The organism is Streptomyces sp. NPDC126510, from assembly GCF_040302345.1.
In the GTDB taxonomy this organism is placed as follows: Bacteria; Actinomycetota; Actinomycetes; order Streptomycetales; family Streptomycetaceae; genus Streptomyces.
On record NZ_JBEORR010000032.1, the window covers coordinates 53082 to 79293 of the forward strand.

Here is a 26212-nt window from a genome sequence, read left to right on the forward strand (position 1 = left end):
ACGCAGGCCCGTGCGCCGGACTAGGTTGTGCGCCATGAGCAATCTTGAGCGCGAAGCGGCCCCCTCCCTGTGCGGCGGCCGTGGCTTCGTGGTGGCGGAGCCGGTGCGTGAACTCCTCAGCCCTCGCCGAGTGAAACTGGGCGAGTCCAGCGAGGTCCGCCGACTGCTGCCCAACCTCGGCCGCCGCATGGTCGGGGCCTGGTGCTTCGTCGACCACTACGGTCCCGACGACATCGCCGACGAGCCCGGCATGCAGGTTCCGCCGCACCCCCACATGGGTCTGCAGACCGTGAGCTGGCTGCACGAGGGGGAGGTGCTGCACCGCGACTCCACCGGCAGCCTCCAGACGATCCGCCCGCGCGAACTGGGACTGATGACCTCCGGCCGGGCGATCAGCCACTCCGAGGAGAGCCCGCGCTCGCACGCCCGCTTCCTGCACGGCGCGCAGTTGTGGGTCGCGCTCCCCGACAGTCACCGCCACACCGACCCGCGCTTCGAACACCACGCCGATCTGCCGGTCGTCACGGCACCCGGCCTCACGGCCACGCTGATCCTCGGCGACCTCGACGGGGCGACCTCACCCGGCACCGCGTACACCCCGATCGTCGGTGCCGACCTGACGCTGGCCCGAGGCGCGGACGTCCGCCTCCCCCTCGAACCGGACTTCGAGTACGCCGTCCTGTCCATGTCCGGCGAGGCCCACGTCGACGGCGTCCCCGTCCTGCCCGGCTCCATGCTCTACCTCGGCTGCGGCCGCAGCGAGCTGCCCCTGAGGGCGGAATCGGACGCGAGCCTGATGCTCCTGGGCGGCGAACCGTTCGAGGAGGAACTGATCATGTTCTGGAACTGGATCGGGCGGACACAGGGGGAGATCGAGCAGGCGCGTCGGGACTGGATGGAAGGCTCCCGGTTCGGAGAGGTGAAGGGGTACGACGGGGCACCATTGCCCGCACCGGAACTGCCGCCGGTGCCGTTGAAGCCGCGGGGGAGGGCACGCTGACCTGCGGAAACGCGTCAGCATTGGTGGCCGCGGGGCGGAAGGCGGTCGGGCCATTCTCGCTATCTCAACCTGCTTGCCGGAAGGCGTCCAGACAGCCGGCTGGCTCAGGTTCGTGCGGTTGGCGATTCCACGGTGTGGCTCTCTGTGGGTGGCTGTGACAGGACTCTTGCTGACCTGATGCTGACTTCGCTGACGCCTCGTCAGGCTGGGATGCGAGGTTCTTTTCCCAGTTGCAGCGCTCGTGTAGGCGTTTGCAGGTTCGGCGGCGCCCGGACCGATGCTGACCTGGCTGACGGTCGAGTCAAGCGATGCGGAGGGGCGGCGTCGCTCACACGGCCGCCTTGTGGAGGTTCAACAAGATTCCGCTGTCACCGCTGCCTGTCGGCAGCGCCGCTTGTGTCCGATCCGAAAGGTGCTGCGCAGGAGAGTGACTAGCCACGGGCGAACCGGCAGTGGTGGGGTGCGGATGCGTGGGAGCCGCCCTTTCGGCCGTCAGGAGGCGCCTGCCCGTGGTCTGCCGCTGCTCTGGGGTGCAACCGGATTCCAGGGCCGGGAACTCCACCGCCTCCTCGCGTCCGGCGTGGGCGAGCACGTCCTGCTGGAACTGCGGGAACCGAACGTCGAACTCCTGACTGGAGAGGTCCATCTTCTCCAGCTCGGCCAGCACCTTGCTCGCCTTCTGTTCCTCCGCATTACGGGCGTGGGCCTCGCCCTCGCCCGCGGTGTCCTTCGCAGCAGGGCGCGCGATCATCTCTTCGGCCGTCTCCTGGACGGCCAGCAGAGCCCGCAGCTCGTTGGAGGCATCCTGCTTGCGGGCCCCCTCGGCCCCCCGTACCTCTCCGAACAAAGCCCTGACGCGGGAATGCTGCCGCAGGAGAATCGCGACGACATCGTCGTCGGGCAATTCCGCCGCCTTTTCACGTCGAGGTTCGTCGTCCACGGGGAACTGCGCGCTCATCGCTTGTCCTTTCCGCCGGTGACTGCGACCGGGTCACCCCTCGCGGGCGGCGACAAACAACTTGCCGGCGGGACTACGGCCAGCGCGCGCCCGAGTGATCGAGCCCGGGGCTCGCTTGCCGGGCCGACCTTCCAAGGGGCTCATGGAGCCGACAGCCGAGTGCCGGCCGACAGCCTCCACAAGCGCGCGACGGCGCGTGCCTGGTCGTCGCACGGCTGATCTCCAACAGTCTGTGCAAGCAGCTGGCCGACCGGCGCATCACTCCGAAGGAGTGGTTCCCTCATGATGAGGTTGTCGTGACGCGGAGCTGCCGATGCCGAGAGCGTCTCGCACGCGGTCGTAGAGGCTCAGCGGGACACCCAGCAGGGCGTTCCCGGGAGGCCGGCGGGGGATGACGGGGTGCGGATGCGTCGGGGCGGTCTGTCGTACCGCCGCCCAGGTGGTGCCGAGTGTGCGCAGTCGGGCGGTGTTCATCGTCTCCTGCACCCGGGGGAGGAGGAGGTCTTCCTCATCCCTGATGTCCTGCCGTATCAGCGCGAAGGCCCGCTGCACCTTGTCCTTCCGCCTGGGATCGCCGGCAGGAAGGCGCTCGATGTCCGCAACGAGATCATTGATCTGCTGATGTTCTTCCTCGACCCGGGCCGTAAGTTCCTCGCCGTCCGGGACCGAGGCTCGTACCGCGGGCCACAGCACCGTCTCTTCGGCGAAGGCATGGCTGAAGACCAGCTGCACCACCTGCTTCAGGACCTGTTCCCGCTGGTGAAGGTCGTCCATGGTCAGGTACTGCTCCATCAGCCGGTCCATCTCCTCGTGCTCACGGCGTTGCCGCACCAGGATGCTGCTGCCTCCACCGAGCTGCTCGACGGTCTGGTCCTTGATGGTCTTCGACATGGCCGCTCCAATGGGTGCTTCCGAGCCGGGCCGCGACGCCTGCCGGGGTTACCCGGATCTCCACGCCCGCCCGGGTACCCGGGCGGGCCCGGTACAACGCGGAACGACGTCCGTGCCCGGTTGCACGGACGAGCGTTCACGAGGGGCATGACAGGGGGACTCATCGGTCGGTAGGTGCAAGCGGTGAGCCGTCACCGCGAGAGTGGCACGGACTTGGCTGATTCGAACATTCCGGGAAGCTGCCGCGGTACCCGTGACGGCGGGGACCGACCCGAGGAGGGAAACGGTGCCGCAGACCGACGATCAACTACTTGCCTTCGACACCGGCGACCTGGAGGACTGGGACGAGGACCGCGCGCGAGCCGCCCTCGGCGGAAGGCACGGCGCCCTGTACCGCAACCACCTGCTCATCGCTTGGCACCTCGACTCCTGGGCGGAGGCCGAAAGCCGCCGGACAGATGTCGACGCGCAATACAAAGCCGGATACAGACAGGCCCTGCAGGACATGGCCGCGTTCCTCAGACAGACCTACTACCTCCCCCGCGGCCCGGACTGAACCCCCGGTGATGCCCGGCTCCGCGCTGATCCACCGCTCGCATACCGGCAGGCTCGGCAACCCGAGGAGACCGCAGATGAACGCCTTTCCGAATTCCGGCGTCGCCCAGCGCCGCCCCACCGGACGAAGCGCTCAACGACCACCTCGCCGGCGCCACGGCCGGCACCGAACGCGCCACCCACCTGGCGCGCACCGCCCGCGGTTCCGCGCTCGGCCGCGCGATCGAACCCGTAGCGGCCGAGATCGCCCAGGACCGGAAAGCGCTGCTGGACATCATGCGAGACCTTGGCGTCCCCGTGCGCCGCTACAAGGTGTGCGCGGGCTGGGCGGGCGAGAGGCTGGGACGGCTTAAGCCCAACGGCCACCTGGTACGCCCCTCCCCGCTCGGCACCGTACTGGACCTCGAAGCCCTGCGGCTGGGAGTCGAGGGGAAGGCGGCCGGCTGGCAGACCCTGCGCCGGCTCAGCGCCGTCGACGAGCGCCTGGACCCGGCCCGGCTCGACACGCTGCTCGAACGAGCCCGCCAGCAGCAGGAGAGGGTCGAGGAGTGGCGCGTCCGCCAGGCCGAGGAGGCCCTGGCCACGACAGCCGGCTGAGCTTCTGCGTCGGGGACGTCACAGCCCACACTCAGCGAGATCATGTGGGGATGTGTGGCCGTGCGTGTTCCTAACGCCACCAGTGTGTGCCGTGTCGGCGTCCTCCCGGAGGCCGCCGCAGTGCCGGCGGCGAGCACCGTCGTCGGGCGCGCTCCGCACGACGACAACCTCCAGAAGAAGATCGCCCTCTACGCCACACGCGCCACGCGGGTGACGACCGTCGCGTAGCCGACGCCGACCGCCAGTGAGGCGAACAGGGCGGTGAGCGGGAAGTCCTCTTGGAGGTAGGGGTAGACCTGATAGTGCGTCAGGTAGATGTACAGGGAACTGCTCGCCAGGAGGCCCGTGAGCGCGCTGACAGGGCCGAGGCTGGGCAGAGTCGGTACCCAGATCAGCAGTGCGAGCCCGGCGATCACGAGGGCTGTGCGCAGGGGCTGGTCCGGGAAGAGGCCGGGCACGGTGAGGAGCAGCACCGTCGTCAGTAGGGCCCGTTGCCGCACGGTGTGTGCCCGGGCGGCCGCCCAGCCCAGCGCGAACAGCCAGAAGACCACGGTGGGACTCAGCTGGGGCCGGAGGGACGCCAGGCCGGGCAGGTCGTAGCGGCCGACCAGGCCGACAGCCATGAGTGTCAGGGGTACCCCGAAGGTGTAACGCCGTTCCAGCCGGTCCAGCAGCGGTACGGCCATGAGGAGGGCCAGGGCGACCAGGAAGTAGACGAGGGCCTCCACGAACCAGTAGGCCCAGTCGAAGCGGTCGTTGCCCTGGTCGAGGAGGGTGTTGAGCAGCAGGGCGTTGGCGGGGTCGTAGAAGTCGGTCAGGAGTACGGCGCCGGTGATCCATGCCATGCTCGGCAGGGCGATGCGGGCGATGCTGCGCCACAGGCGCCGTATGCGCTCGTGGCGTGTGGTGTCGGTCAGGAGGAAGCGGGCGAAGTTGTAGCCCGCCACGCCGAGGAGGATATGGGCGAAGCCCTTGATGTCGAAGATCCGGATGTGTGAGCCGACGATGAGGACGATCCCAACGGCGCGCAGGACGACGCCTGTCTCCAGGGTGCGGCGGGTCCGCCAGGAGTGCGCACTCGTCCAGGTCCGCAGTGCGCCACGGATGCCCTTGTCCCGCCCTGGCACCGATCCGTCCTGTGCGCCCGGGCGCTGCCCCAGGGGTGCGGCCAGGGGCCGCAGTTGGCGGATGGCTCTGGTGTGCCAGTCGGCGGGCAGGTGGCCCAGCGCCTCCTCCAGGCGCAGGGACATCTCGACGTAGGACAGGGAGTCGCCACCCAGGCTGACGAAGCTGCTCTCCTCGGTGACGTCGGCGCGGTCGAGGATCTCCGCGTACAGGCGGACCAGATCCTCCCCCGGGTCGGGCGCCGCCTGCGCGGAGGGGCGCGTCAGTTGTCGTACGGCCTCGTAGTCGGGCTTGCCCGAGGCCAGCCGGGGCAGTTCGGCCATGGCCCGTACCCGTATCGTGCGGGCCGGGAGTCCGCAGTCGTGCGCAATCAGCCGCCGGATGCCGCCTTCCCCGCCCGCCTCCCCGAGCGCGGTGACGGCGAGGGTCTCCCCGTCCCCCGCGCAGTACGCGGCGACGCCGTGTTCCTCCAGCAGGGTCTCGATTTGCTGCGGGTCGATCCGCAGGCCGAGGATCTTCACGAAGCGGCTGCGGCGGCCCACAATCTCGTACAGCCCGTCGGGCGTGCGCCGGGCGAGGTCCCCGGTGTGCAGGTCCTCCACGATCCGGCCGAGGGCGAGATCGGCAGGGCTCTCGGCGTAACCGAGCATCACATTTCGTCCCGAGTAGACCAGTTCACCGACATCCGGACCATGGCCATCGACAGGCTGCAGCCGGAAGGAGCCGCCGGGTATCGGGACGCCGATGGCCTCGGGGCGTTCGGCGGCGAGCTGCGGCGGGAGGTAGGCCATGCGGGCTGTGGCCTCGGTCTGGCCGTACATCACGAACAGCTGCCAGCCTGAGCGGCGGCCCAGCTCGGCGTACCGGGCGACGCGTTCCGGCGCGAGTCGACCCCCGGCCTGGGTGACGCGGCGCAGGTGGGGCAGTTCCATCTGCTCGAACCCGACCCGGTCGAGCAGATCGAAGGTGTACGGCACTCCGGAAAGCGAGGTGCCGCGAGCGGTGCGGAACTCCTCCCAGAAGGCGGCGTCGGACACCGACCGTTCGGTGAGGACGAGTCCGGCGCCGCGCAGCAGGTGGCTGTGGATGACGGACAGGCCGTAGCAGTAGTGCATGGGCAGGGTGGTGGCGGCCCGGTCGGTGTCGTCGATGCCGAGGTAGGTGGCTATGGACTCGGCGTTGGCCTGGAGGTTGTCGTGGGAGAGACGTACGAGCTTGGGTGAACCGGTCGAGCCGGAGGTGCTCAACAGCAGGGCCAGGTCCGGGTGCAGGGTGTGGGCACTCGTGGGGTGCCGCTCGTCGAGGGTCCAGGTCCCGTCGGCGTGTGGACGGGCCACGACGTCGGGGGAGTACGCCTCGGTCAGCGAGCGGATCGTGCTGTCGCTGTCTCCCGGGACCAGCAGGACGGGGTGGCCGGCGGACAGGGCGGCCAGGTGCGTGACGAGCGCGTCGGTCCGGTTGGCGCCGGCCAGCAGCACCAGCCGCCGTACGGGCCCGAGGCGCTCGGCGGTGGCGGCCACCCGCTCGGCCAGTTCGCGGTACGACATCTCCCCGTCCGCGGTGATGAGCGCGACGCGGTCGCCGTACGCCGCGAGTCCGCGCGCGAACGGAACGGTTTTCGGCCACGGTGCGGAGGGTGAGTCGGGGACGGCAGGTGCCGGGAGGGATCCGGAGAGGTGGAGCACGGGGCGCGCCCTTTCCGCGGCAACGTCCGCTTTAACAACCCTTGACGATTAGGCAAGGTTTACCTTATTCATAGCATGGTCGTAAACAAGCCACGGCAAGGTCACAGGATCGCTTCGCCCATCGCTCTCCACCGACAGGACCGGCGGCGTGCAGGCGAGCCCCGTAGGAAGGCACACACCATGCGACGCCCCACGGCTCGTCGGATCACCGCGCTGGTCGCGGCCGGTTTGCTGTTCCCCGCCCTCGCCGCGTGCGGCTCCGAGGACAAGGAAGACGCGGGCCGGAGCGGCGACTCCTCCCTCGTCATCTACTCCGGTCGCAACGAGAAGCTGGTCAAGCCACTTTTGGACAAGCTGGAGGAGGCCGTCGGCGCCAAGGTCGAGGTGCGCTACGGCGACAGCGCGGAACTCGCCGCCCAGATCCTGGAGGAGGGCGACCGCACCAAGGCCGGGCTGTTCTTCTCCCAGGACGCCGGCGCGCTCGGTGCCCTGTCCAGGGAAGGCATGCTGCAGAAGCTCCCGCAGGCGACCCTCGACGAGGTCGACGACGCCTACCGCGGCTCCGACGGCGACTGGGTCGGCCTCTCGGGGCGCGTCCGCGTGATCGCGTACAACCCGGACAAGGTCACCGAGGACAAGGTCCCGGACAGCGTCTTCGACGTGGTGAAGCCGGAGTGGAAGGGCAAGGTCGGCTTCGCGCCCACCAACGCCTCGTTCCAGGCGTTCGTCACCGGCATGCGGGTCCTCAAGGGCGATGACACCACCCGCAAATGGCTGGAGGACCTGAAGACGAACGGCGCCAAGACCTACGCCCACAACCTCGCCACCCTGGACGCCGTCGAGGCCGGCGAGGTCGAGCTCGGACTGGTCAACCACTATTACTGGTACGAGCGCGTCGCGGAGAAGGGCGAGGACAAGGTCAGCGCGAAGCTCAAGTTCCTGCCCGGCAAGGACCCCGGCGCGCTGATCAACGTCGCCGGCGCCGGCATCCTCAAGGACAGCGGGCAGAGCGCGACGGCGCAGAAGGCCGTGGACTACCTGCTGTCGAAGGAGGCGCAGACCTACTTCGCGGACGAGACGAAGGAGTACCCGCTGGCCGCCGGCGTCACCAGCAAGGTCGAGGACCTGCCGCCGTTCGAGTCCCTGGAGTCCCCCGAAATCGACCTCGGCAAGCTGGAATCCCTCCGAGAGACGCTGGCCATGCTCCAGGACGTCGGACTGGTCTGACCCGCCGTGCCCACATCGCCCACCTCGCGCCCGGCCGGAGCCCCCGTCCCGGCCGGGCGCGAGGGCGCAACAGCCGCCCGTGCACCGCGTTCGCTCCGCGTGCCGGGCGCCAGGCCGCCCCTGGTCCTGCTTGTCCCCGCCTGCGTCGCGGCCCTCTTCGCCCTGCTGCCCCTCGGCTATCTCGCCGTGCGTGCCCTGGAACGCGGTCCTGCCTTCGCCTGGGACGTCGTCGCCGACGAGCGCACCCTGGACCTGCTCGGCCGCAGCCTCGGTCTGACCGTCGTGGTCGTGGCGGCCTGCCTGGTGCTGGGCGTCTCGCTGGCCTGGCTCACCGTCCGCACCCGACTGCCCGGGGCCCGCTTCTGGTCGGCGCTGGCCTCGCTGCCACTGGCCGTGCCCAGCTATGTCGCCGCCTTCGCCTGGCTGTCGGCCGAGCCGGACCTCGCCGGCTTCGGCGGCGCCGCACTCGCGCTCACGCTGGTCAGCTTCCCGTACGTCCATCTGCCGGTCGCCGCCGCACTGCGGGGCATCGACCCGGCCCAGGAGGAGGCCGCCCGCTCCCTCGGGCACGGCCCGCTGGGTGCGTTCCTCCGTGTCACCTTGCCGCAGTTGCGCCCGGCCGCGGCGGGCGGCGCCCTCCTGGTCGCGCTGTACGTGCTCTCCGACTTCGGCGCGGTTTCACTGATGCGGTACGACACCTTCACCCGGGCCATCCACACGTCCTACCGCGCCTCCTTCGACCGCACCCCGGCCGCCGCGCTCAGCGTCGTCCTCGTGGTGATCACGATCGCGCTGGTCGCCGCAGAGGCCCGCACGCGCGGCCGGGCCGGTCACGCCAGGACCGGAACGGGCACCGCCCGGCCGCCAGTTCCGGTCGCCCTCGGCCGGTGGCGGCCCCTCGCCCTGCTGTGGTGCGGGGTGGTGACGGCCGTCGCCGTGGCCTTCCCGCTGGGCACACTCGGGTACTGGCTGGCCGTCGGCAGCTCGGCCACCTGGGACCTGGGCACTCTCACGGAGACCGCCTGGGCCACGTTCGGGGTCGCGGCGGCGGGCGCGGGCCTCACCACGGTCCTCGCTCTGCCGGTCGGGGTGATCGCCGCTCGGTACCAGGGCCGCGGAGCACGTCTGCTGGAGCAGGCGGCGTACGCCGGACACGCGCTGCCCGGCATCACGGTCGCCCTCGCGCTGGTCTTCTTCGCCGTGCGCTACGCCTACCCGCTGTACCAGCGACTTCCGCTGCTGATCTGCGCGTACGCGGTCCTCTTCCTGCCCATTGCGGTGGCCGCCACCCGCGCGGCCGTGCTTCAGTCGCCGCCCGTCCTGGAGGACGTGGGCCGCTCGCTGGGACGACGGCCGTGGCAGGTGCTGCGCGAGGTCACCGTGCCGCTGGCCGCGCCCGGGGTGGCCGCCGGAGCCGCGCTCACCTTCGTGGTCTGCATGAAGGAACTCCCCGCGACCCTCCTACTGCGCCCCACCGGCATGGACACCCTCGCCACCCGGCTGTGGACGGAGACCGGTGCCGGATCCTTCGCGGCCGCCGCCCCCTATGCCGCCGCACTGATCCTGCTGGCCGCCATCCCCGCATACCTCCTAGGCAGGCACCGGACATGAACGCACTGCACATCGAAGGGCTCACCAAGTCCTACGGCACCGGAGAGCCGGTCCTGCGCGGACTCGAACTCACCGTCCCCCCAGGCGCGCTGGCCGCGGTCCTGGGTCCCTCCGGCTGCGGCAAGACCACCCTTCTGCGGATCATCGCCGGCTTCCTGCAGGCCGACGCGGGCACCGTCCGCCTCGGCGACCGCCTCCTCGGCGGCCCCGGCGTCCACTTGCCACCGGAGCGCCGCCACATCGGCATCGTGCCCCAGGAGGGCGCCCTCTTCCCGCACCTGAGCGTCGCCCGCAATGTCGCCTTCGGGCTGACCGGCACCGACCGGGCCGAACGACGCCGCCGCACCGAGGAGATGCTGCAGCTGGTCGGCCTCGCCGGATACGGCGACCGCATGCCGCACGAGCTGTCCGGCGGCCAGCAGCAACGCATCGCTCTGGCCCGCGCGCTCGCCCCGCGCCCCCAACTCGTGCTCCTGGACGAGCCGTTCAATGCCCTCGACAACGCACTGCGGACGGGAGTGCGGGCAGACGTACGGGCCGCGCTGCGCGCTACCGGCGCCACCGCCGTCCTTGTCACCCACGACCAGCAGGAGGCCCTGTCCACGGCCGACCTCGTCGCCGTCGTACGCGATGGCCAGGTCGCCCAATGCGCCACCCCGCAGGACCTCTACAACCGCCCAGCCGACCCCTGGATCGCCGACTTCGTCGGCGACGCCGTACTGCTCCCCGGCACCGTCGACACCGACGGCACGGCCCTGACCGCCCTGGGCCCCGTACGCCTCGCGACCCCGCCCACCGGACTCCACGCCGGCACGGTCCTGCTCCGCCCAGAACAACTCCGCTTGGCCGACGTGGACTCCCGCGACGCGGTCAAGGGCACGGTGACCGAAATCTGCTACTACGGCCACGACGCCATGGTCACCGTATCCGTCGAGGGGCACGACACCCCGATCGCCATCCGGGTCGCGGGGCCTCTGCCGGTCAGTCCGGGGGAGGAGACGGGCATCCGCGTCGTGGGCGAAGCCGACCTCCACTTGTGACGACGGGTTCCTCTGAGACTCGGTACTGCGCCGGAACGGCTGTTCCACTGGCCGCTCCGACGGGGCGCTTCCGCCGAGAGCGGTAACCCCGGCGACGGCCAGGACGAGAACGGCACAGCCCAGGACGCGCAGGACTTGCGCGCGATGATGCGCTGGTTGGAACGACGAAGACCTCGGAAACGCCCTTGGGGCGGCCGGGACCGGGAGCAGACGGCGTCCCCTCGCAGGGAGCCTTCTGCCATCGAGTCTCGTGTTCCGTGTGAGCCCCCGGGCGCTCGGCCCTCACCCGGAACGCCGTACCGCCTGCCACCGGAGGAACTGTCGGGCGAATCGTTTCGGCTTCAGCGCTGATCGAGTAATGCGAACTGCGCCTCCTCCCGGAGCGTGTTCACAGTCCGTCGTCTTCGCGCATTTTCATCAGCAGAAATGGTCCCCATCCGCAGATTCCAGCGTCCTGCCCGGTCGCTGAGCTGGACGCTGGACAAGGGGGGAACATCAATGCGCTAGAACGACGGCAGCGGTGCGTCCAGCGCATGCACTACGGCCGCGCGCGCCACACCCTGCTCGACCACGGCGAGAACCTGTTCTATTCGGTGGCGGTGCCTTCAGCCAGGAGGCGACCTTGACGGCACAGTTGAGCTACCGACTCGCCACCGTGCGGCGTTGCATCCGGGTCCGTCATCCACATGCCGAGCCCGGCCTCGTCATCGGCGGCGACCGCGGCGAGTGTGCGGTCGCGCCAGCTGCCCATGTCGATGTCCCGCAGCGCCGCTTCCACGACGACGGCTTCCCACCCCAGGGCTACGGCCGTCTGCCCGTACGCGATCGTTTCGGTAGCGCCCTCCCCGCCGTGGCGAGCAAGACGGTTTCAAGGACGTGCCGTTCCACAGGATCGATGTGCAGGGGAGTGAACGACTCCGTCGGCATGCTGATGGTGGAGGCAATGTTGACTGCCCGCCCAGGCCGGTGCCCGACTGCCGAGCAAGTCGTGTGCGCAGCATGTGCGATGCCACCGCAGCGAGCCCCCTCACGGCGGTGCGGCCAGGGGGATGTCGGTGGAGGAGAAGTCGGTGCGGGGAGCCGGTACCAGGCACGTATTCCAACGCTGCGGTGTTCGTACGTCAGCAGGGCCCGGGACAAGGGCCCTGCTCCTGCCGGTGCCAACCAGGCCTGGGAGTCGCAGCCCGACGCCCTTCTCGGTCTCCGTAGCGTTCAAGGCTGGATCGAGCGGCTGGGGGGAGCGGAGTCGATGATGACGACGTCGCGTATCTCGCTCACGCGGTCGCCTCCGGCTTGGCCGGGGCGATCTCGGCGATCAGGCCCTCGACCAGGTTCTTGATCTCGTCGCGGATCGGGCGGACGGCCTCGACGCCCTGGCCGGCCGGGTCGTCGAGCTTCCAGTCGAGGTAGCGCTTGCCGGGGAAGACGGGGCAGGTGTCGCCGCAGCCCATGGTGATGCACACGTCGGACTTCCTCACCGCGTCCACGGTGAGGATCTTCGGGACCTCGGCGGAGATGTCGATGTTGACCTCGGCCATCGCGGCGACGGCGGCCGGGTTGACCTGCTCGCCCGGGTTGGAGCCGGCGGAGCGGACCTCGACGCGGTCCCCGGCCAGGTGGGTCAGCCACGCGGCGGCCATCTGGGAGCGGCCGGCGTTGTGGACGCAGACGAACAGGACGGACGGCTTCGTGCCGGGGCTCTCGGGCATGAGGGGCTCTCTCGTCTCGCGGCGGCTGCACGCCACCCATGACATCAGTATCCGCTGGTATCAGCGAACAGTGATGTGACAGTATCAACGCATGCTGACTTCAGTCGATCCTGATGTGATCCGGGCGCTGGGCGATCCGCTCCGGCTGCAGATCGTGACCCTGCTGGCGCGCGAGACGCTGTGCACGACGCACCTGGTGGAGGAGACCGGGGCCAAGCAGACCAACCTGTCCAACCACATGAAGGTTCTGCGCGAGGCCGGGCTGGTGGAGACCGAGCCGTGCGGCCGCTTCACCTACTACAAGCTCAAGCCCGACGTCCTGGCCGGCCTGTCGGACCAGTTCGCCGAACTCGCCGACTCCGCCTGCACCGCCGCCGAGAACAAGAGGGCCTGCCCGTGACCTCCACCGAGCCCACCACGACCCGCGCCCAGAGCGCTGAGGTGGCCGGGGACGACTCGATCGTCAAGAAGCTCTCCACCCTCGACCGCTACCTCGCGGTGTGGATCCTGCTCGCCATGGCCGTCGGCCTCGGGTTCGGTCGGCTCATCCCGGGGCTGAACGACGCCCTCGCGCAGGTGGAGATCGGCGGCATCTCCCTGCCGATCGCGCTCGGTCTGCTGATCATGATGTACCCGGTGCTGGCGAAGGTCCGCTACGACCGGCTCGACGCCGTCACCGGCGACCACAAGCTCATGGCGTCGTCTCTGGTCATCAACTGGATCGTCGGCCCGGCGGTCATGTTCGCGCTCGCGTGGATCTTCCTGCCGGACCTGCCCGAGTACCGCACCGGCCTGATCATCGTGGGCCTGGCCCGTTGCATCGCCATGGTGATCATCTGGAACGACCTCGCGTGCGGTGACCGCGAGGCCGCCGCCGTCCTCGTCGCCCTGAACTCGGTCTTCCAGGTCCTCGCCTTCGGTCTGCTGGGCTGGTTCTACCTCGACCTGCTGCCCGGCTGGCTCGGCCTCGGGGACGGCGAGCACCTGGACATCTCCATGTGGAAGATCGCGCTGAACGTGGTCATCTTCCTCGGCATCCCGCTCGCCGCCGGCTTCCTCACCCGCCGCCTGGGCGAGCAGAAGCTCGGCCGCGCCGACTACGAGCAGCAGTTCCTGCCGAAGATCGGACCGTGGGCGCTGTACGGGCTGCTGTTCACGATCGTCATCCTCTTCGCTCTCCAGGGGAAGACCATCACCTCGCAGCCGCTGGATGTCGCCAGGATCGCGCTGCCGCTGCTTGTCTACTTCGCGGTCATGTTCTTCGGCACGTTCCTGCTTGGCAAGGGCCTGGGCCTGGCCTACGACCGCACCGCGACCCTTGCCTTCACCGCGGCGGGCAACAACTTCGAGCTGGCCATCGCGGTCGCCATCGCCACCTTCGGCGTCACCTCCGGCCAGGCCCTGTCCGGCGTCGTCGGCCCGCTCATCGAAGTCCCGGTGCTGACCGGTCGCAGTTATGGGGCGAACTGTGGGACGGTGGGTGGACAACGAGACCGACCGGCCGCCTGCGGGTGCCGGACTTTTGGGAAGTCGGGCGTTGCCGCCACCCCGGGCACTCGGCCCCCGCCATCGTCGTTCATCCCCTGCTAAGGGGGTGCTTCGCCTTTGGGCTCGCAACCCCCGAAAGGGGGGCGCCCCCCCGCATGAGCATCACGACCACGATCGACGGCACGTCCGCACGCATCTCCCCGAGCGGAGAGATCGACTTCGACACCCTGCCCCCGCTTCGAGCCACCGTCGACGCCCTGCCGCCGCAGGTGACCGACGTGCAATGGGACCTGACTGGCACGGCCTTCATGGACGTCACCAACCTCAACTTCCTCTTCGCCCCTGCGCCGCACGACAGCGCCCCGGGCCGCCGCACGACCGTGACGGGACTGAACCGTCAGCCGCTGTGGCTGCTGCTTTTGGCCGCCGAGGTGCGTCCCACCGCATTCGAACTTTCCCACCTGATCCCCGACACACCACCGGCCGACTTCCCCCGCGGCCCCTTGAGCGGACCCACGTTGGATCTGTGATGAGCCGTCGATCGCCTGACCCGCTCTGCGGGCCTTAGGGTTTTGCCGGGGGAGCGGGTGGGGCGCGTATGTGGGCGGCGTAGTTCGTGGGACTCCTTCTGCAGGGGCGGGTCGACGACGCTCCCCATGGGGGTCGGACCGGCCCAGGGGCCCTGGGTTCGGCAGCGAGCCGGGGGAGCACACTTGCCGGGCGACCTCACGCACTTGATGTTGTCTCCTGGGAGTAGCGGCGCAGCACAGTGAAAGTTTGTTCTTCGGTAAGAGTCCTGAGATCTACCCGAGTCGCCCCCGGGTACAGCGCGCCGCTCCCACCGGCAACGAGGAGATCGCGGCGACGATCACGCGTCTGCCGTGAGCCAGGCCGATGCCGAAGCGATGGTCCTTGAGATCACGCAAAGTGCTGCTGACCCACCCGCCCGCTCCACAGGTAAGCCGACTTCTCCGGCCTCCCCGGTCCCAGGCCGCGATTGTTGCGAGTTGGCCGAACTGTGCGCGGGGGCAGGTAGGCAACGGGGGGCGTGCCTGCCCGCCCCCGCACGAGCACCGCTTGCAGGGGAAGCGGGACTCACGGGAGCCGACCTGCGGCTCATTGCTTACAACGCACCACAGGCCCCAGGTGTCACACCCGGGGATACGGCTGGGCCTGCAGGTGGCCGCCCAGCAGCTGTGCAGCCTGGTGCTGTACGTACACTGGCATGCCTGCTCACCCACCAGGAGTTGTCCGCTCGGCAAGGGGGCCCGCAGTACGAGCGGCGGCAAGACCTTCACCATGGGCAAGCGACCAGGGGCCGCCGCGGTGTCTCCTCCCGGGCCCCTCTGCGCCCACCTCTGGGCCTGCCCAGAATGCGAATGCTCCCGCGTACCCCTCCGGCACCGCCACATCCCCGAGCGCCCAACCCCGCAGGCCCTCAGTGCCGGGCCTCGGGCCGGCACCGACGTAGTCCCATGCCAAATCTCGCGAGAGGCCGGTACCGATTCCCTTGAGGTATGCCTCCTTGCGTGCCCAGGCGCGGGCGAAAGCCACCGGTCTGGTGAGGTCGGATTCAGCGGCCAACTCCGCCGTTTCCCTCGGGTGCAGGCAGGACGAGAGCTCCGGGACCACATCAGGCCGAGGAACCTGTTCGATGTCCACACCCACTGGCACATCGGCGATCCCGATCAACACGACATCGCCACTGCGGGACAGCGAGAAGTGCGCGCCTCCGCCGCGCACCGCAGGCTTCCCATGCGGGGCACCGCAGGAAGGGCAGGGTTCTCGAACCAACCGCACCGCGGCGGCGGTGACTCCCAGACGAGCACCCAGCAGCACCCGCGCCGCCACATGAGCAACGACGTAGCGCCGACGATCCTCAGGCCAGCCGAAGGCAGCCGCACGTCGTCGCTCCGCCGCCTCGAGCACGCCCGGAGCTAGACGAGCCGCGCCTTCCCCCAGATGCAGCGCGTCGACGAGCCACAGCGACACCATCCCGCCGCCAGCGATGTCCGTCACCACGTGGTCAACGTACGACGTCACTCGAGAACGGTCCAGAAATGCGTATGTGCGGAGATCCGTCTCCGTTCCGGCGCCGAATCAAGTCTGTGGGGTTCCGCACTTCTCCGAAACGATCCACGGAGCCGGACATGGCGGACAAGCCAGTGGAAACATTGCCCTCCTCTTCGGAGGATTCCACGGCCGTCCTGGACGGGTACGGTGACCCGGCCGAGATCGAGGGAATCCTCAGCGCGATGCTGGCCGACGTCGTGCGCACCGAGCAGGTGCCGGTCGACGGTCACTTCTTCAATGAACTGGGCGCCGATTCGCTGGTGATGGCGCACTTCTGCGCCCGGGTCCGGAAGCGGACGGACCTGCCGTCGGTCTCGATGAAGGACGTCTATCGGCACCCGACGATCAGGAGCCTGGCGCAGGCCCTTACGGACGACCCGGCCGCTGCCCCGCTCAAGCCGTCGACCCGGGCCCCGGCCCCGGAGTCCTTCCTGGCGCCGGCCCCGCCCCCGGTTCCGGCCCGGCTCCCGGCGAGCATGCCGCAGTACGTCCTGTGCGGCGCACTGCAGTTCTTGGCCTTTCTCGGGTACTCCTATGTCATCGCCCTCGCCGCCGCACGAGGCTACGAGTGGATCTCCGCCGGAGCCGGCATCGTCGATGTGTACCTGAGGTCGGCGCTCTTCGGCGGTGCGGCCTTCCTGGGGCTGTGCGCCCTTCCCGTCCTCGCGAAGTGGACACTCATCGGCCGGTGGAAGCCTCGGGAGATCCCTGTCTGGAGCCTTGCGTACGTCCGCTTCTGGGTCGTCAAGACGCTGGTCCGGTCGGATCCATTGGTGCTGTTCAGCGGTTCGCCGCTCTACCTGCTCTACCTGAGGGCGCTGGGCGCGAAGGTCGGGCGGGGAGTCGTAATCCTGTCCCGGAGCGTGCCCGTGTGCACCGACCTGCTCGCCATCGGTGACGGCACGGTCATCAGCAAGGACTCGTCCTTCGCCTGCTACCGGGCCCACACCGGAGTGATCCAAATCGGCCCGGTCGCTCTCGGGAGGAATGTGCTGGTCAGCGAGTCCACGGTGATCGACATCGACACCTCGCTGGGTGACGGGGCTCAACTCGGGCACGCGTCCTCGCTGCACCGCGGGCAGGCGGTGCCCGGCGGCGAGCACTGGCACGGGTCTCCGGCACATCGGACCGATGTGGACTTCCAGGCGGTGGGGGCGGCCCACTGCGGTGCGGTGCGCAGGGCGGTCCACAGTGTTCTGCAAATGCTGGCCGTGCTGGTGCTGTACGTGCCGCTGGCGGTCGGTGGCCTGTTCGCGCTGCTTGTCGGGGTCCCCCAGCTCAGCACAGCTCTGGAGCCGGGGCCCGCGGTCTTCGCCGACTGGACGTTCTACCGCGACGCCCTGGTGATCTCCTCCGCGCTCGTCTTCGGTGCCGTGCCCGCCGGTCTCCTCGTCCTGTCCACTGTTCCCCGTCTGCTCGGCCGGACCATCACGCCGGGCCGGGTCTACTGTCTGTACGGCTTTCACCACGGCGTGCACCGGACGATCGCGCTCCTCACCAACTGGCGGTTCCTCAAGCGCTTGTTCGGAGACAGCTCCGCGATCGTCCACTACCTGCGGTACCTGGGGTACAGGCTTTCCCAGGTCGAGCAGACCGGGTCGAACTTCGGCACGGAGATGAAGCACGAGACGCCGTTCCTGAGCGCGGTCGGGCGCGGGACCATGGTCGCCGACGGGCTCTCGATCATGAACGCCGACTTCTCCAGCACCGCTTTTCGCGTGTCCCAGGTGTCGATCGGGCCGCACAACTTCCTCGGGAACAGAATCGCGTACCCGACGCGGGGCAGGACGGGTGACAACTGCCTCCTCGCGACGAAGGTCATGGTGCCGGTCGACGGTGAGGTCCGCGAAGGCGTCGGGCTGCTGGGCTCGCCCAGCTTCGAGATACCCCGGTCCGTTCTCCGGGACAGCAGGTTCGACCGGTTCAAGAGCCCCGACGAGCTGCGGCGCGGCCTCGCCGCCAAGAACAGACACAACGTCGCCACCATGGGGTGGTACTTGCTGACGCGGTGGATCTACACCTGCGGAATCTTCCTGCTCACCTCGGGAGCCGCGGAGTTCTACGGTTCGTTCGGCGCTGCATCGATCGCGCTGGCCGACGTTTTCGCTGTCGTGTTCACCCTCGCCTACTTCGTGCTCGTCGAACGCGTCGTCACGGCCTTCGCGCCCCTGAAGCCGCTGTTGTGCTCCATCTACGACCAGCGCTTCTGGCAGCGCGAGCGCTACTGGAAGGTGCCGTCGGAGACGTACCTCCGGATTTTCGACGGCACCCCGTTCAAGAACATGATCTGGCGGCTGCTGGGGGCCCGGCTCGGCAGCCGGGTCTTCGACGACGGCTGCTACCTGACCGAGCGGGCCATGGCCACGATCGGGGACGGCTGCACGCTCAACTCGGGCAGCGTCATCCAATGCCACTCGCAGGAGGACGGCACCTTCAAGTCCGACCGCAGCACGATCGGCTCCGGCTGCACCCTTGGCGTCGGCGCCTTCGTCCACTACGGCGTGACGGTGGGTGACGGTGCGGTGCTAGCCCCTGACTCCTTCCTCATGAAGGGGGAGGTCATCCCGCAGGACGCGCGGTGGGGCGGGAATCCGGCCAGGCCGCTCAGCTCGCACAGCGAGGGTGAGGGGAGGTAGGGCGCATGGGAACGCCCGTGGAAGCCGACCGGGAGTTCTGGCGGCGCGTACTCACCGCCGGCGGGGTTACCACGGTCCCTCGGTGGACCGCCGACCCGGTGACCGGCGTCGCCGAGCACGACGCGATGCTCCCCGAGGACCTGCTGGCCGTGTTGAGCCGCCTGGCGGACGATCTGGCGGTACCGCTCGGATCGGTGCTGCTGGCAGCGCACGCCAAGGTGCTCGCCGCTCTGTCGGGCGAGCATGAGGTCACGACCGGTTACGTGGCCGTGGCGGGAAGCGGGCCTCTGCCCTGCCGACTGACCACCGAAGCCCCGTCCTGGCGGACGCTGGTGCTGCACACCCACCGGGCCGAGGCGGAATTGCTGCTGCACAAGGACTTCCCGGTTGAGGGTCTCCGGCGTGAGCTGGGCCTGCCCGGACCGTCGACCGAGGCCCTCTTCGATCCCACCGACGACGGAGGGGAGCTCGTCGAGGATGCCGTAGTGCGGGTGGGGGTCCAGCGGCGCGGCGGTCGGCTCACACTGCGGACGCGGTACCGGACCGACGCGCTCGACGCTGACTGCGTCGCCAGGATCGCGGGCTACCACCTCACCGCGCTCGGGCTGATCGCTGCCGATCCGGACGCCGCGCACAGCGGGCAGAGCCTGGTCTCCGCCCAGGAACGCCGCTTCCAGATCGAGGGACTCGCGGGAGCCCGCCGGGAGCTGCCCGACCACCGCTTCCACGAGCTGTTCGAACAGCGCGTCAGGGCGCGCCCTGACGCCGTCGCGGCCGTATGCGGTGACCGGCGGTGGAGCTACCGGCAGCTCAACGCCCGGGCCAACCAGTTGGGGCGGGCGCTGCTCGCGCGGGGGCTGCGCCGCGAAGACGTCGTCGCGGTGGTGACCGAGCGGAACCTGGACTGGGTGGCCGCCGTCCTCGCGGTCCTCAAGGCCGGTGGGGTGTACCTGCCCATCGAGCCGCACTTCCCGGCCGACCGCATCGCGGCCATGCTGACCCGTGCCGGGTGCGGACTCGTGCTGACCGAGCCGGGCAGCACCGCCATGCTCAACCGGGCCCTCCACACGCTGCGCGCGGCCCCGGCGCTCTCAGTGGACGCGGCCTATGCGGAGGGCCATTCGGACCGTGACCTCGGCGTCGACGTCGCACCGGACCAGCTCGCCTACATCTACTTCACGTCCGGCTCCACCGGAGAGCCCAAGGGAGCCATGTGCGAGCACGCGGGCCTGCTCAACCACCTGCACGCCAAGATCGACGACCTGAGGATCGACGAGTGGCAGGTGGTCGCCCAGAGCGCGCCCCAGTGCTTCGACATCTCGCTGTGGCAGCTGGCTGCCGCGCTCATGGTCGGCGGGCAAACCCTGCTCGTGGAACAGGAGGCGATCCTGGACGTCCCGCGGTTCGTCGACACGATCGCCCGGGGCGGGGTCGGGGTGCTGCAGGTCGTGCCGTCGTACCTCGAGACGGTCGCGTCCTACCTCGAGCGGGACCCGCGCGAGCTACCGGACCTGCGGTACGTGTCGGTCACGGGCGAGGCACTGAAGAAGGAGCTCGTACGGCGCTGGTTCGCGTCCCAGCCCGGTATCAAGCTCGTCAACGCGTACGGGCTCACCGAGACCTCGGACGACACCAACCATGAGGTGATGGACCGGGTACCGGACACCGATCGGGTACCGCTCGGTCGCCCCATCAACAACGTGCACGTCTACGTGGTCGACGAGCACCTGTCACCGGTGCCGCTCGGCGCCCCCGGTGCGATCGTCTTCTCCGGGGTGTGCGTGGGCCGGGGTTACGTCAACGACCCCGAGCGCACCCGGCAGGCGTTCCTGGCGGATCCGCACCACGAGGGCCGACGGCTCTACCGGGGCGGCGACTACGGCCGCTGGCTTCCCGGAGGCAAGCTGGAGTTCCTCGGCCGCCGGGACACCCAGGTCAAGATCCGCGGGTTCCGGATCGAGATCGGTGAGGTCGAGAGCGCCCTGCTGCGGGTGCCCGGTGTCCGCGAGGGTGCGGTGGTGGCCGTCGCCGGAGCCGGTCAGGGCGGCCGTCTCGTGGCCTTCTACTCCGGTCAGGTCCCGCTGGACAACGGCGTCCTCAGAGACCGACTGGGTGAGTCGCTGCCCGCGTACATGGTGCCGTCGGACTTCCACTGGCAGGACAGTCTGCCGGTGACCGCCAACGGCAAGGTCGACAGGAAGGCGCTGACCGCACTCGCCGCACAGCTCGGCGCCACCGCACCCCTCGTAAGCTCCGACGCCACCGCCCCCGACGCGGTCGATGAGGACCGTGACGCGCCGCGCACACCGACCGAGCGGCGGCTGGCCGCCACCTGGGCCGAGGTGCTCGACGTCCCGGTGCACGGGATCCGCCGGCACGACCACTTCTTCGACCGAGGCGGCACCTCTCTCGCGGCCGTGCGGCTCGCGATCGCCCTGGATCGTGCGGTGGACATCACCGACCTCACGCGCCACCCGGTCCTGGCCGACCTGGCCCGTCTGGTCGACGACACCACCCGTCCGACCGAGGCGGCGCAGGCGGTGCCGCGCGCGGGAGCGCCGGCTCCCTCCTGAATTGCGACGAAAGGAGACCGAGATGCCGTCCTCGTCCCCCATGACGCTGCCAGGTGTCGACCTGCGGCCCGGCAAACCCCCGATCCTGTATGCCGAACCGCGTGTCGGCGCCACCAGCGATGCGGCGAACTGGGCAGCCGAACACCGGGACGCGCTGCGCGCCGTCGTCGCCGAACACGGTTCGCTCCTGGTCCGCGGCCTCGGGCTGGGAGGCCAGGCCGAGACCGAAGCCGTCTTCCGGCGGCTGGCCGACGGTCTGATGACCGAGAAGGAGTCCTTCGCATCCCGGCGGACCTACTCCGAAGGCGTGTACTCCTCCTCGAAGTGGCCGCCGAACCAGCAGATGTGCATGCACCACGAACTCAGCTACACCCTGACGTTCCCCGGCCTGATGATGTTCGCCTGCCTCACCGCTCCCACCGCCGGCGGGGCGACCGCGCTGGCCGACGCCCCGACCGTGCTGCACGCGCTGCCCTCCGACCTCGTCGAACGGTTCCTGCGGGACGGCTGGCTGCTCACCCGCAGCTACAACGACGAGATCGGGGCGTCCATCGCCGACGCCTTCGGCACTGACGACCGCGGCGCGGTCGAGAGCTACTGCCGCGCGGCTGCGATCGACTTCGAGTGGCGACCCGACGGCGGGCTGCGGACCCGGCAGCGCCGCAGCGCCGTGGTGCGCCACCCGGTCACTGGCCGGGCTTGCTGGTTCAACCAGATCGCGTTCCTCAACGAGTGGACGCTGGCTCCCGAGATACGCGAGTACCTGGTGGACATCTACGGCCCCCACGGACTGCCCTTCAACACCCGCTACGGGGACGGCGCACCGATCGGCGAGGGCACCGTGCGACTGCTGAACGGCGTCTACCAGTCCCACACCGTGAGCGAGGCGTGGCAGGCCGGTGACCTGATGCTCGTCGACAACGTCCGCACGGCGCACAGCAGGGAGCCATACGAGGGGCTGCGCGAGGTGCTCGTCGCGATGACGGACGCGGTGCGCCTGGCCGACTGCTCGCCGACCGTGGAGGTGACCACCGCATGACCTTCACCCATTCCACCGCACAGCAGCCCCCACCGGCCGGGCCGGTCACCGTGCCACCCTTCGCGGTGATCTCGGGTGCCCAGGTTCAGCAGGCACTGCAGGGGCGCGAGCACCAGATCGTGAAGCTGGTCGAGGCCGCCTACCGGTTGCACGCCGCCGGAGAGTCGGTGAATCCCCCGTCCGTGTTCCTGCGTTTCCCCGACCGCCCGTCGTCCCGGATCATCGCGCTGCCCGCCTCGATCGGCGGAGAGGGACGGGTGGACGGGGTGAAGTGGATCTCCAGTTTTCCGCAGAACGTGGCGGACGGCCTCCCGAGGGCCGCGGCGGTGCTCATCCTCAATGACCACGACACCGGCTACCCGTTCGCCTGCATGGAAGCCTCGATCATCAGCGCCACGAGGACGGCCGCCTCGGCGGCACTGGCGGCGGACCGGCTCAGCCGCGGCCGACCGCGCCCGGCGCACATCGGGTTTGTCGGGACGGGCCTGATCGCCCGCTACATCCACACCTTCCTCGCCGGCACCGGCTGGTCCTTCGACACCATCGGCGTGTGCGACGTGTCCGCCGACAGTGCTGCCGGTTTCCGTTGCTACCTCGAGCAGTCGGGCGCCACCGGCTGGATCGCCGTGCACGACAGCGCCGAGCACTTGATCCGCAGCAGCGACCTGGTGGTCTTCGCCACGGTCGCCGGCCGGCCGCACGTCCACGATCCGTCGTGGTTCGCACACCGTCCGCTCGTCCTGCACGTGTCGCTGCGCGACCTGGCTCCGGAGATCGTGCTCGCCTCGGCCAACATCGTCGACGACGCCGAGCACTGTCTGAGGGCCGAAACCTCGCTCCACCTCGCCGAACGCCGCACGGGCAACCGTGACTTCCTGACCGGGACACTGGAAAGCGTGCTGGCCGGACGCGTCACGCCGCCGGCGGACCGGACGGTGGTGTTCTCACCCTTCGGTCTCGGTGTGCTCGACCTTGCGGTCGGCAAGTTCGTCTACGACGAGGTGGCCGGTTCCGGAGACCTGCAGGTCGTCGACGGCTTCTTCCATGAGCTGCGCAGGTACGGATGAACACCATCCGGCCCGGGCCACTCTTCAACCTGCGGAGGCCACCGTGCCAGTCATATCCGTTCCCTACACCTTCAACGAGGAGGATCTGTACGTCGACCTAGGGCCGGTGTTGGGCCGTCGGATCTATCTGAAGTGCGAGGGCTTCAACTTCGCCGGCTCGATCAAGCTGAAGCCCGCGACCGAGATGGTGGAGGCCGCCGAGCAGGCGGGGGCCCTGACGCCCCAGTCGGTCCTGCTCGAGTCCTCGTCCGGAAACATGGGTGTGGCGCTCAGCATGCTCGCGGCCAGCAAGGACTACCGGTTCCTGTGTGTGACGGACTCCCGGTGCAATCTGTCGACCAGGCTGCTGATGGAGGCTCTGGGCGCCCATGTGCACGTCGTCACAGAGCCGAGCCCCGACGGCGGATTCCTCGGTGCCCGCATCGACTACGTCCGTATGCTGACTGCCCTGGACGACCGGTACGTGTGGCTCAGCCAGTACACCAATCCGGGCAATTGGAGGGCGCACTATCTCAGGACGGCACCGGCGATTGCCCGCTCGTTCCCGCGGCTGGACGTGTTGTTCGTCGGGGCAGGCACCACCGGGACGCTGATGGGCTGCGCGCGCTACTTCCGGGAATGGCACCGGCCGGTCCGGATCGTCGCAGTGGACAGCGTCGGCTCGGTGACCTTCGGCGGCGCTCCGGGACGCCGGATGCTGCCCGGCCTGGGCATGAGTGTCCGCCCTCCGCTGCTCGACGAGTCCGTTGTCGATGAGGCGGTGCACGTCGAGGAAGCGGACAGCATTCGTGTCTGCCAGCGCCTGGCCCGACGTGGCTTCCTGTTCGGTGGCTCAACCGGCACGGTGGTCAGCGGCGCGATGCGCTGGCTGGCTCAGCATGACACGCGTGCCCTGACCGCGGTGGCCATCGCCCCCGACCTCGGCGAGCGCTACCTCGAGACGGTCTACCAGGACAACTGGGTACGGGCCCTCTACGGCGACGACGTACTCGACTCGGGTCAGCCGGCCACCGCCGCCTCGGGAGCCGCCCGCTCCGCACCGCCCGTGTCGTGGCAGGGCCCGCCGGCGCGCCACCAGTACAAGGAGGATCAAGCCGGGGCCGGCCGCACCAGCACCGCAGGCCCGAACAGGCCGCTACCGGATTCCTGGACAGCCGGTTCCGCCCCGGTGCCGGATGCGGACGACAGCCGGGCCTCACAGACTGGGAAGGGGGAGAGGTGAGCCCGGCGGGGGGCCGGGGCGGACATGCAGGCGGGAGAGGGTGTGGCGCAGCGACAGGCCCCCGGGGCCCGGCACATCGGCACATCCGAGACGGACCGCCTGCTGGTGTCCGTGGCCGCCGGCAGCCAGGACGCCTTCGCCCGGTTGTACGACGCGGTCGCCGGCCCGATCTACGGAATGGCGTGCCAGGTTCTGCAGGACCCGGCCCGTGCCGAAGAGGTCGCCCAGGAGGTCATGCTGGAGGTCTGGCAGACCGCCCCCCGCTACCGGCCCGAGAGTGGGCACGCCATGACCTGGATGATGACCATCGCCCACCATCGCGCCGTGGACTGCGTCCGCACCGCGCGAAGGTCCGCCGAGCGCGAGCGCTTCGTCTCCCAGCACGAATCGACTCCCGCCTTCGACGCCGTCGCGGAAGCTGTGGAGAGGCTCGTGGAATGGGAACAGGTCCGTTCCTGCTTGAACAAGCTGGACCCCGAGCTCCGGCAGCCTGTGATGCTCGCCTACTACCGGGGCCTGACCCATGTCGAGGTCGCTTCAGCGCTCTCACTGCCGCTGGGCACCGTAAAGAGCCGCCTGCGCGCCGCGCTGAGTCGCCTGCGGCATTGTCTGGGAGCCCCGCTATGAGAAGAACGAGCGACGACTCTCACGACCTCACGGGAGCCTACGCTGCGGACGCCCTGAGCAGGGATGAGCGGGAGAGGTTCCGGCGGCACGTCGCGGACTGCCCCGACTGCGCCCACGAGACCGCACGCCAACAGGAGGCGGCCGCCTGGCTCGCCCTCGCGGTGGCCCGCACCCCGCCGCCGAGTCTGAAGAAACGTGTCCTTGGCGAGGCGGCCCGGGCCTCCCAGTTCCCGCCGGGGCCCCCGCCTCAGGCAGAGGAGCATCGCGCCCGGCGGTCCGGGCCACGGCTGCTGCGTGTCGCCCTGGCTGCCAGTCTCGCCGCGGCCGCCGCGTTCGGTGGCATCGCGGTCTGGCAGCACCAGGACGGACAAGAGACTCGCCAGGAAGCCCAGAGCCGCGCCACCGACCTCGCCGGGCTTCTCGCGGCCCCCGACACGACCTTCGTCAAGAAGCGCATCCCTTACGGCGGCTACGGCACCCTCACGGTCTCACGCCGACTGAACCAGGCCGCGTACTTCTGCCAAGATCTGGCTCCCCTGCCCTCGGGGAGGACTTACCAGTTGTGGTACACCGCCGCTCCCTCGGACAAAGTCCGCTCCGCCGGGCTCATCCCCGCCAAACCCGGCATCCAGGCCGTGGCGCTCCCCCCGCCCGGTACCGCCGCTTCGCTGGCCATCACGGTCGAACCAAGCACAGGTTCCCCCGAACCCACCACCCACGTGCTGTCCACGTGGCCGCTCCCCGCTTCCTGATCTTTGCCGCCCAGTCGCGCGGCGGCGCCGCCTATTGCTGTGGTCAGCGAGCAGCAACGGTACGGCCGGCACCGCCCCAGAGGGCAATCGCGAGTCCGTGCTGCCGGACCCTCAGCGGCCCAGCTGCGCCACGGGTCGGCGGAGGGGAGACGACGCTGAGCACATGCTCGGCGCCGTGGCGAATCGAATAGACCGACGTTCCCCCCTGCGGCCGGGGTCGTCAACGAAGCGCTGGAGATCGTCGGACCTTCCGCTGCTGCTCCTGCTCGTGGCGCTCAGTGGGGAGGCGGGATCGGCCGGCAGTCCTCCGGCTGGACCCCGGCCGCACGCACCATCG

At 69.7% G+C, this 26212-nt stretch carries 23 protein-coding genes; 17 read left to right on the plus strand and 6 right to left on the minus strand.

The genetic code is table 11. The features are described from left to right. The first annotated feature begins 34 nt into the window (after positions 1 to 34). Positions 35 to 1000, plus strand: coding sequence for a pirin family protein (locus ABTX60_RS34120; RefSeq protein ID WP_352100904.1), 966 nt, complete (start codon positions 35 to 37; stop codon positions 998 to 1000). A 328-nt stretch (positions 1001 to 1328) separates the two neighbouring features. On the opposite strand, the gene ABTX60_RS34125 is transcribed toward ABTX60_RS34120, so the two are convergent. Both ABTX60_RS34125 and ABTX60_RS34130 read right to left on the minus strand, forming a co-directional pair. Then, entirely contained in the window at positions 1329 to 1958 is a 630-nt protein-coding gene (locus tag ABTX60_RS34125; RefSeq protein WP_352100905.1) for a hemerythrin domain-containing protein, read from the minus strand. 258 nt (positions 1959 to 2216) lie between these two features. Further along, the gene (locus ABTX60_RS34130) at positions 2217 to 2849 is read right to left on the minus strand and encodes a hemerythrin domain-containing protein (protein WP_352100906.1); all 633 of its coding nucleotides are present in this window, start codon (positions 2847 to 2849) and stop codon (positions 2217 to 2219) included. A gap of 286 nt (positions 2850 to 3135) precedes the next feature. On the opposite strand from ABTX60_RS34130, the gene ABTX60_RS34135 reads away from it, so the two are divergent. The 3 genes from ABTX60_RS34135 to ABTX60_RS34145 all read left to right on the plus strand — a co-directional run bounded on the left by ABTX60_RS34135 (position 3136) and on the right by ABTX60_RS34145 (position 4229). Next, on the plus strand, positions 3136 to 3405 hold the full coding sequence (locus ABTX60_RS34135) for a hypothetical protein (RefSeq protein ID WP_352100907.1): 270 nt from the start codon (positions 3136 to 3138) through the stop codon (positions 3403 to 3405). 92 nt (positions 3406 to 3497) lie between these two features. After that, complete coding sequence (locus ABTX60_RS34140; RefSeq protein ID WP_352100935.1) at positions 3498 to 4001, plus strand: hypothetical protein; 504 nt, start codon at positions 3498 to 3500, stop codon at positions 3999 to 4001. Between the two features lie 60 nt (positions 4002 to 4061). Then, positions 4062 to 4229 (plus strand): hypothetical protein, encoded by a 168-nt coding sequence (locus ABTX60_RS34145; RefSeq protein ID WP_352100908.1) that lies wholly within the window; start codon positions 4062 to 4064, stop codon positions 4227 to 4229. Here the strand turns inward: ABTX60_RS34145 and ABTX60_RS34150 are convergent. Continuing rightward, positions 4190 to 6811, minus strand: coding sequence for an AMP-binding protein (locus ABTX60_RS34150; RefSeq protein WP_352100909.1), 2622 nt, complete (start codon positions 6809 to 6811; stop codon positions 4190 to 4192). The two genes, ABTX60_RS34145 and ABTX60_RS34150, sit on opposite strands and share 40 nt — an antisense overlap. Positions 6812 to 6991: 180 nt before the next feature. Here ABTX60_RS34150 and ABTX60_RS34155 point away from each other — a divergent pair, with 180 nt between their 5' ends. From ABTX60_RS34155 to ABTX60_RS34165, 3 genes are read left to right on the plus strand one after another with little or no spacing between them, the layout of a single operon-like run. Next, positions 6992 to 8038 (plus strand): iron ABC transporter substrate-binding protein, encoded by a 1047-nt coding sequence (locus ABTX60_RS34155; protein WP_352100910.1) that lies wholly within the window; start codon positions 6992 to 6994, stop codon positions 8036 to 8038. Between the two features lie 6 nt (positions 8039 to 8044). Beyond that, positions 8045 to 9649, plus strand: a complete 1605-nt coding sequence (locus tag ABTX60_RS34160) for an ABC transporter permease (protein WP_502992449.1) — start codon at positions 8045 to 8047, stop codon at positions 9647 to 9649. Then, positions 9646 to 10689, plus strand: coding sequence for an ABC transporter ATP-binding protein (locus tag ABTX60_RS34165; protein ID WP_352100912.1), 1044 nt, complete (start codon positions 9646 to 9648; stop codon positions 10687 to 10689). The genes ABTX60_RS34160 and ABTX60_RS34165 overlap by 4 nt, the downstream gene beginning before the upstream one ends. Before the next feature lie 586 nt (positions 10690 to 11275). Here ABTX60_RS34165 and ABTX60_RS34170 read toward each other — a convergent pair. Further along, on the minus strand, positions 11276 to 11467 hold the full coding sequence (locus ABTX60_RS34170) for a histidine phosphatase family protein (protein WP_352100913.1): 192 nt from the start codon (positions 11465 to 11467) through the stop codon (positions 11276 to 11278). 496 nt (positions 11468 to 11963) lie between these two features. Beyond that, positions 11964 to 12398: an arsenate reductase ArsC gene (locus ABTX60_RS34175; protein ID WP_352100914.1), complete on the minus strand. Its 435-nt coding sequence runs from the start codon at positions 12396 to 12398 to the stop codon at positions 11964 to 11966. 91 nt (positions 12399 to 12489) lie between these two features. On the opposite strand from ABTX60_RS34175, the gene ABTX60_RS34180 reads away from it, so the two are divergent. The 3 genes from ABTX60_RS34180 to ABTX60_RS34190 are packed head-to-tail and all read left to right on the plus strand — an operon-like array spanning position 12490 to position 14416. Then, positions 12490 to 12798 carry an ArsR/SmtB family transcription factor gene (locus ABTX60_RS34180; protein WP_352100915.1) on the plus strand — a complete coding sequence of 103 codons (309 nt, stop codon included), beginning with the start codon at positions 12490 to 12492 and terminating at the stop codon, positions 12796 to 12798. Next, positions 12795 to 13988: an ACR3 family arsenite efflux transporter gene (gene arsB / locus ABTX60_RS34185; protein WP_352100916.1), complete on the plus strand. Its 1194-nt coding sequence runs from the start codon at positions 12795 to 12797 to the stop codon at positions 13986 to 13988. The genes ABTX60_RS34180 and arsB overlap by 4 nt, the downstream gene beginning before the upstream one ends. Positions 13989 to 14041: 53 nt before the next feature. Continuing rightward, positions 14042 to 14416, plus strand: coding sequence for an STAS domain-containing protein (locus tag ABTX60_RS34190; protein WP_352100917.1), 375 nt, complete (start codon positions 14042 to 14044; stop codon positions 14414 to 14416). Between the two features lie 703 nt (positions 14417 to 15119). Here the strand turns inward: ABTX60_RS34190 and ABTX60_RS34195 are convergent. Continuing rightward, positions 15120 to 15881 carry a 4'-phosphopantetheinyl transferase family protein gene (locus ABTX60_RS34195; protein ID WP_352100936.1) on the minus strand — a complete coding sequence of 254 codons (762 nt, stop codon included), beginning with the start codon at positions 15879 to 15881 and terminating at the stop codon, positions 15120 to 15122. Between the two features lie 155 nt (positions 15882 to 16036). Between ABTX60_RS34195 and ABTX60_RS34200 the strand changes: the two genes are divergently transcribed. Genes ABTX60_RS34200 through ABTX60_RS34230 form a run of 7 tightly spaced genes read left to right on the plus strand, consistent with a single transcriptional unit; the run spans position 16037 to position 25875 of the window. Further along, positions 16037 to 18595: a Pls/PosA family non-ribosomal peptide synthetase gene (locus ABTX60_RS34200; protein ID WP_502992450.1), complete on the plus strand. Its 2559-nt coding sequence runs from the start codon at positions 16037 to 16039 to the stop codon at positions 18593 to 18595. 5 nt (positions 18596 to 18600) lie between these two features. Then, entirely contained in the window at positions 18601 to 21168 is a 2568-nt protein-coding gene (locus ABTX60_RS34205) for a non-ribosomal peptide synthetase (protein WP_352100918.1), read from the plus strand. A 22-nt stretch (positions 21169 to 21190) separates the two neighbouring features. Beyond that, complete coding sequence (locus tag ABTX60_RS34210; RefSeq protein WP_352100919.1) at positions 21191 to 22207, plus strand: TauD/TfdA family dioxygenase; 1017 nt, start codon at positions 21191 to 21193, stop codon at positions 22205 to 22207. Further along, positions 22204 to 23274 carry a 2,3-diaminopropionate biosynthesis protein SbnB gene (gene sbnB, locus ABTX60_RS34215; RefSeq protein WP_352100920.1) on the plus strand — a complete coding sequence of 357 codons (1071 nt, stop codon included), beginning with the start codon at positions 22204 to 22206 and terminating at the stop codon, positions 23272 to 23274. The genes ABTX60_RS34210 and sbnB overlap by 4 nt, the downstream gene beginning before the upstream one ends. Positions 23275 to 23317: 43 nt before the next feature. Next, positions 23318 to 24496 (plus strand): 2,3-diaminopropionate biosynthesis protein SbnA, encoded by a 1179-nt coding sequence (gene sbnA, locus ABTX60_RS34220; RefSeq protein WP_352100921.1) that lies wholly within the window; start codon positions 23318 to 23320, stop codon positions 24494 to 24496. Between the two features lie 42 nt (positions 24497 to 24538). Then, complete coding sequence (gene sigK / locus ABTX60_RS34225; RefSeq protein ID WP_352100922.1) at positions 24539 to 25123, plus strand: ECF RNA polymerase sigma factor SigK; 585 nt, start codon at positions 24539 to 24541, stop codon at positions 25121 to 25123. Next, entirely contained in the window at positions 25120 to 25875 is a 756-nt protein-coding gene (locus tag ABTX60_RS34230) for an anti-sigma factor (RefSeq protein ID WP_352100923.1), read from the plus strand. The genes sigK and ABTX60_RS34230 overlap by 4 nt, the downstream gene beginning before the upstream one ends. The last annotated feature ends 337 nt before the right edge of the window (positions 25876 to 26212 follow it).

What these genes read in the sequence shown, in the direction of transcription:
- ABTX60_RS34165 (WP_352100912.1), top strand. Translation starts at nt 9,646, where the DNA reads ATGAACGCACTGCACATCGAAGGGCTCACCAAGTCCTACGGCACCGGA.
- ABTX60_RS34180 (WP_352100915.1), top strand. Translation starts at nt 12,490, where the DNA reads ATGCTGACTTCAGTCGATCCTGATGTGATCCGGGCGCTGGGCGATCCG.
- ABTX60_RS34120 (WP_352100904.1), top strand. Translation starts at nt 35, where the DNA reads ATGAGCAATCTTGAGCGCGAAGCGGCCCCCTCCCTGTGCGGCGGCCGT.
- ABTX60_RS34205 (WP_352100918.1), top strand. Translation starts at nt 18,601, where the DNA reads ATGGGAACGCCCGTGGAAGCCGACCGGGAGTTCTGGCGGCGCGTACTC.
- ABTX60_RS34210 (WP_352100919.1), top strand. Translation starts at nt 21,191, where the DNA reads ATGCCGTCCTCGTCCCCCATGACGCTGCCAGGTGTCGACCTGCGGCCC.
- ABTX60_RS34195 (WP_352100936.1), bottom strand. Translation starts at nt 15,881, where the DNA reads ATGGTGTCGCTGTGGCTCGTCGACGCGCTGCATCTGGGGGAAGGCGCG.
- ABTX60_RS34200 (WP_502992450.1), top strand. Translation starts at nt 16,037, where the DNA reads ATGGCGGACAAGCCAGTGGAAACATTGCCCTCCTCTTCGGAGGATTCC.
- ABTX60_RS34190 (WP_352100917.1), top strand. Translation starts at nt 14,042, where the DNA reads ATGAGCATCACGACCACGATCGACGGCACGTCCGCACGCATCTCCCCG.
- ABTX60_RS34125 (WP_352100905.1), bottom strand. Translation starts at nt 1,958, where the DNA reads ATGAGCGCGCAGTTCCCCGTGGACGACGAACCTCGACGTGAAAAGGCG.
- ABTX60_RS34130 (WP_352100906.1), bottom strand. Translation starts at nt 2,849, where the DNA reads ATGTCGAAGACCATCAAGGACCAGACCGTCGAGCAGCTCGGTGGAGGC.
- ABTX60_RS34230 (WP_352100923.1), top strand. Translation starts at nt 25,120, where the DNA reads ATGAGAAGAACGAGCGACGACTCTCACGACCTCACGGGAGCCTACGCT.
- ABTX60_RS34175 (WP_352100914.1), bottom strand. Translation starts at nt 12,398, where the DNA reads ATGCCCGAGAGCCCCGGCACGAAGCCGTCCGTCCTGTTCGTCTGCGTC.
- sbnB (WP_352100920.1), top strand. Translation starts at nt 22,204, where the DNA reads ATGACCTTCACCCATTCCACCGCACAGCAGCCCCCACCGGCCGGGCCG.
- ABTX60_RS34155 (WP_352100910.1), top strand. Translation starts at nt 6,992, where the DNA reads ATGCGACGCCCCACGGCTCGTCGGATCACCGCGCTGGTCGCGGCCGGT.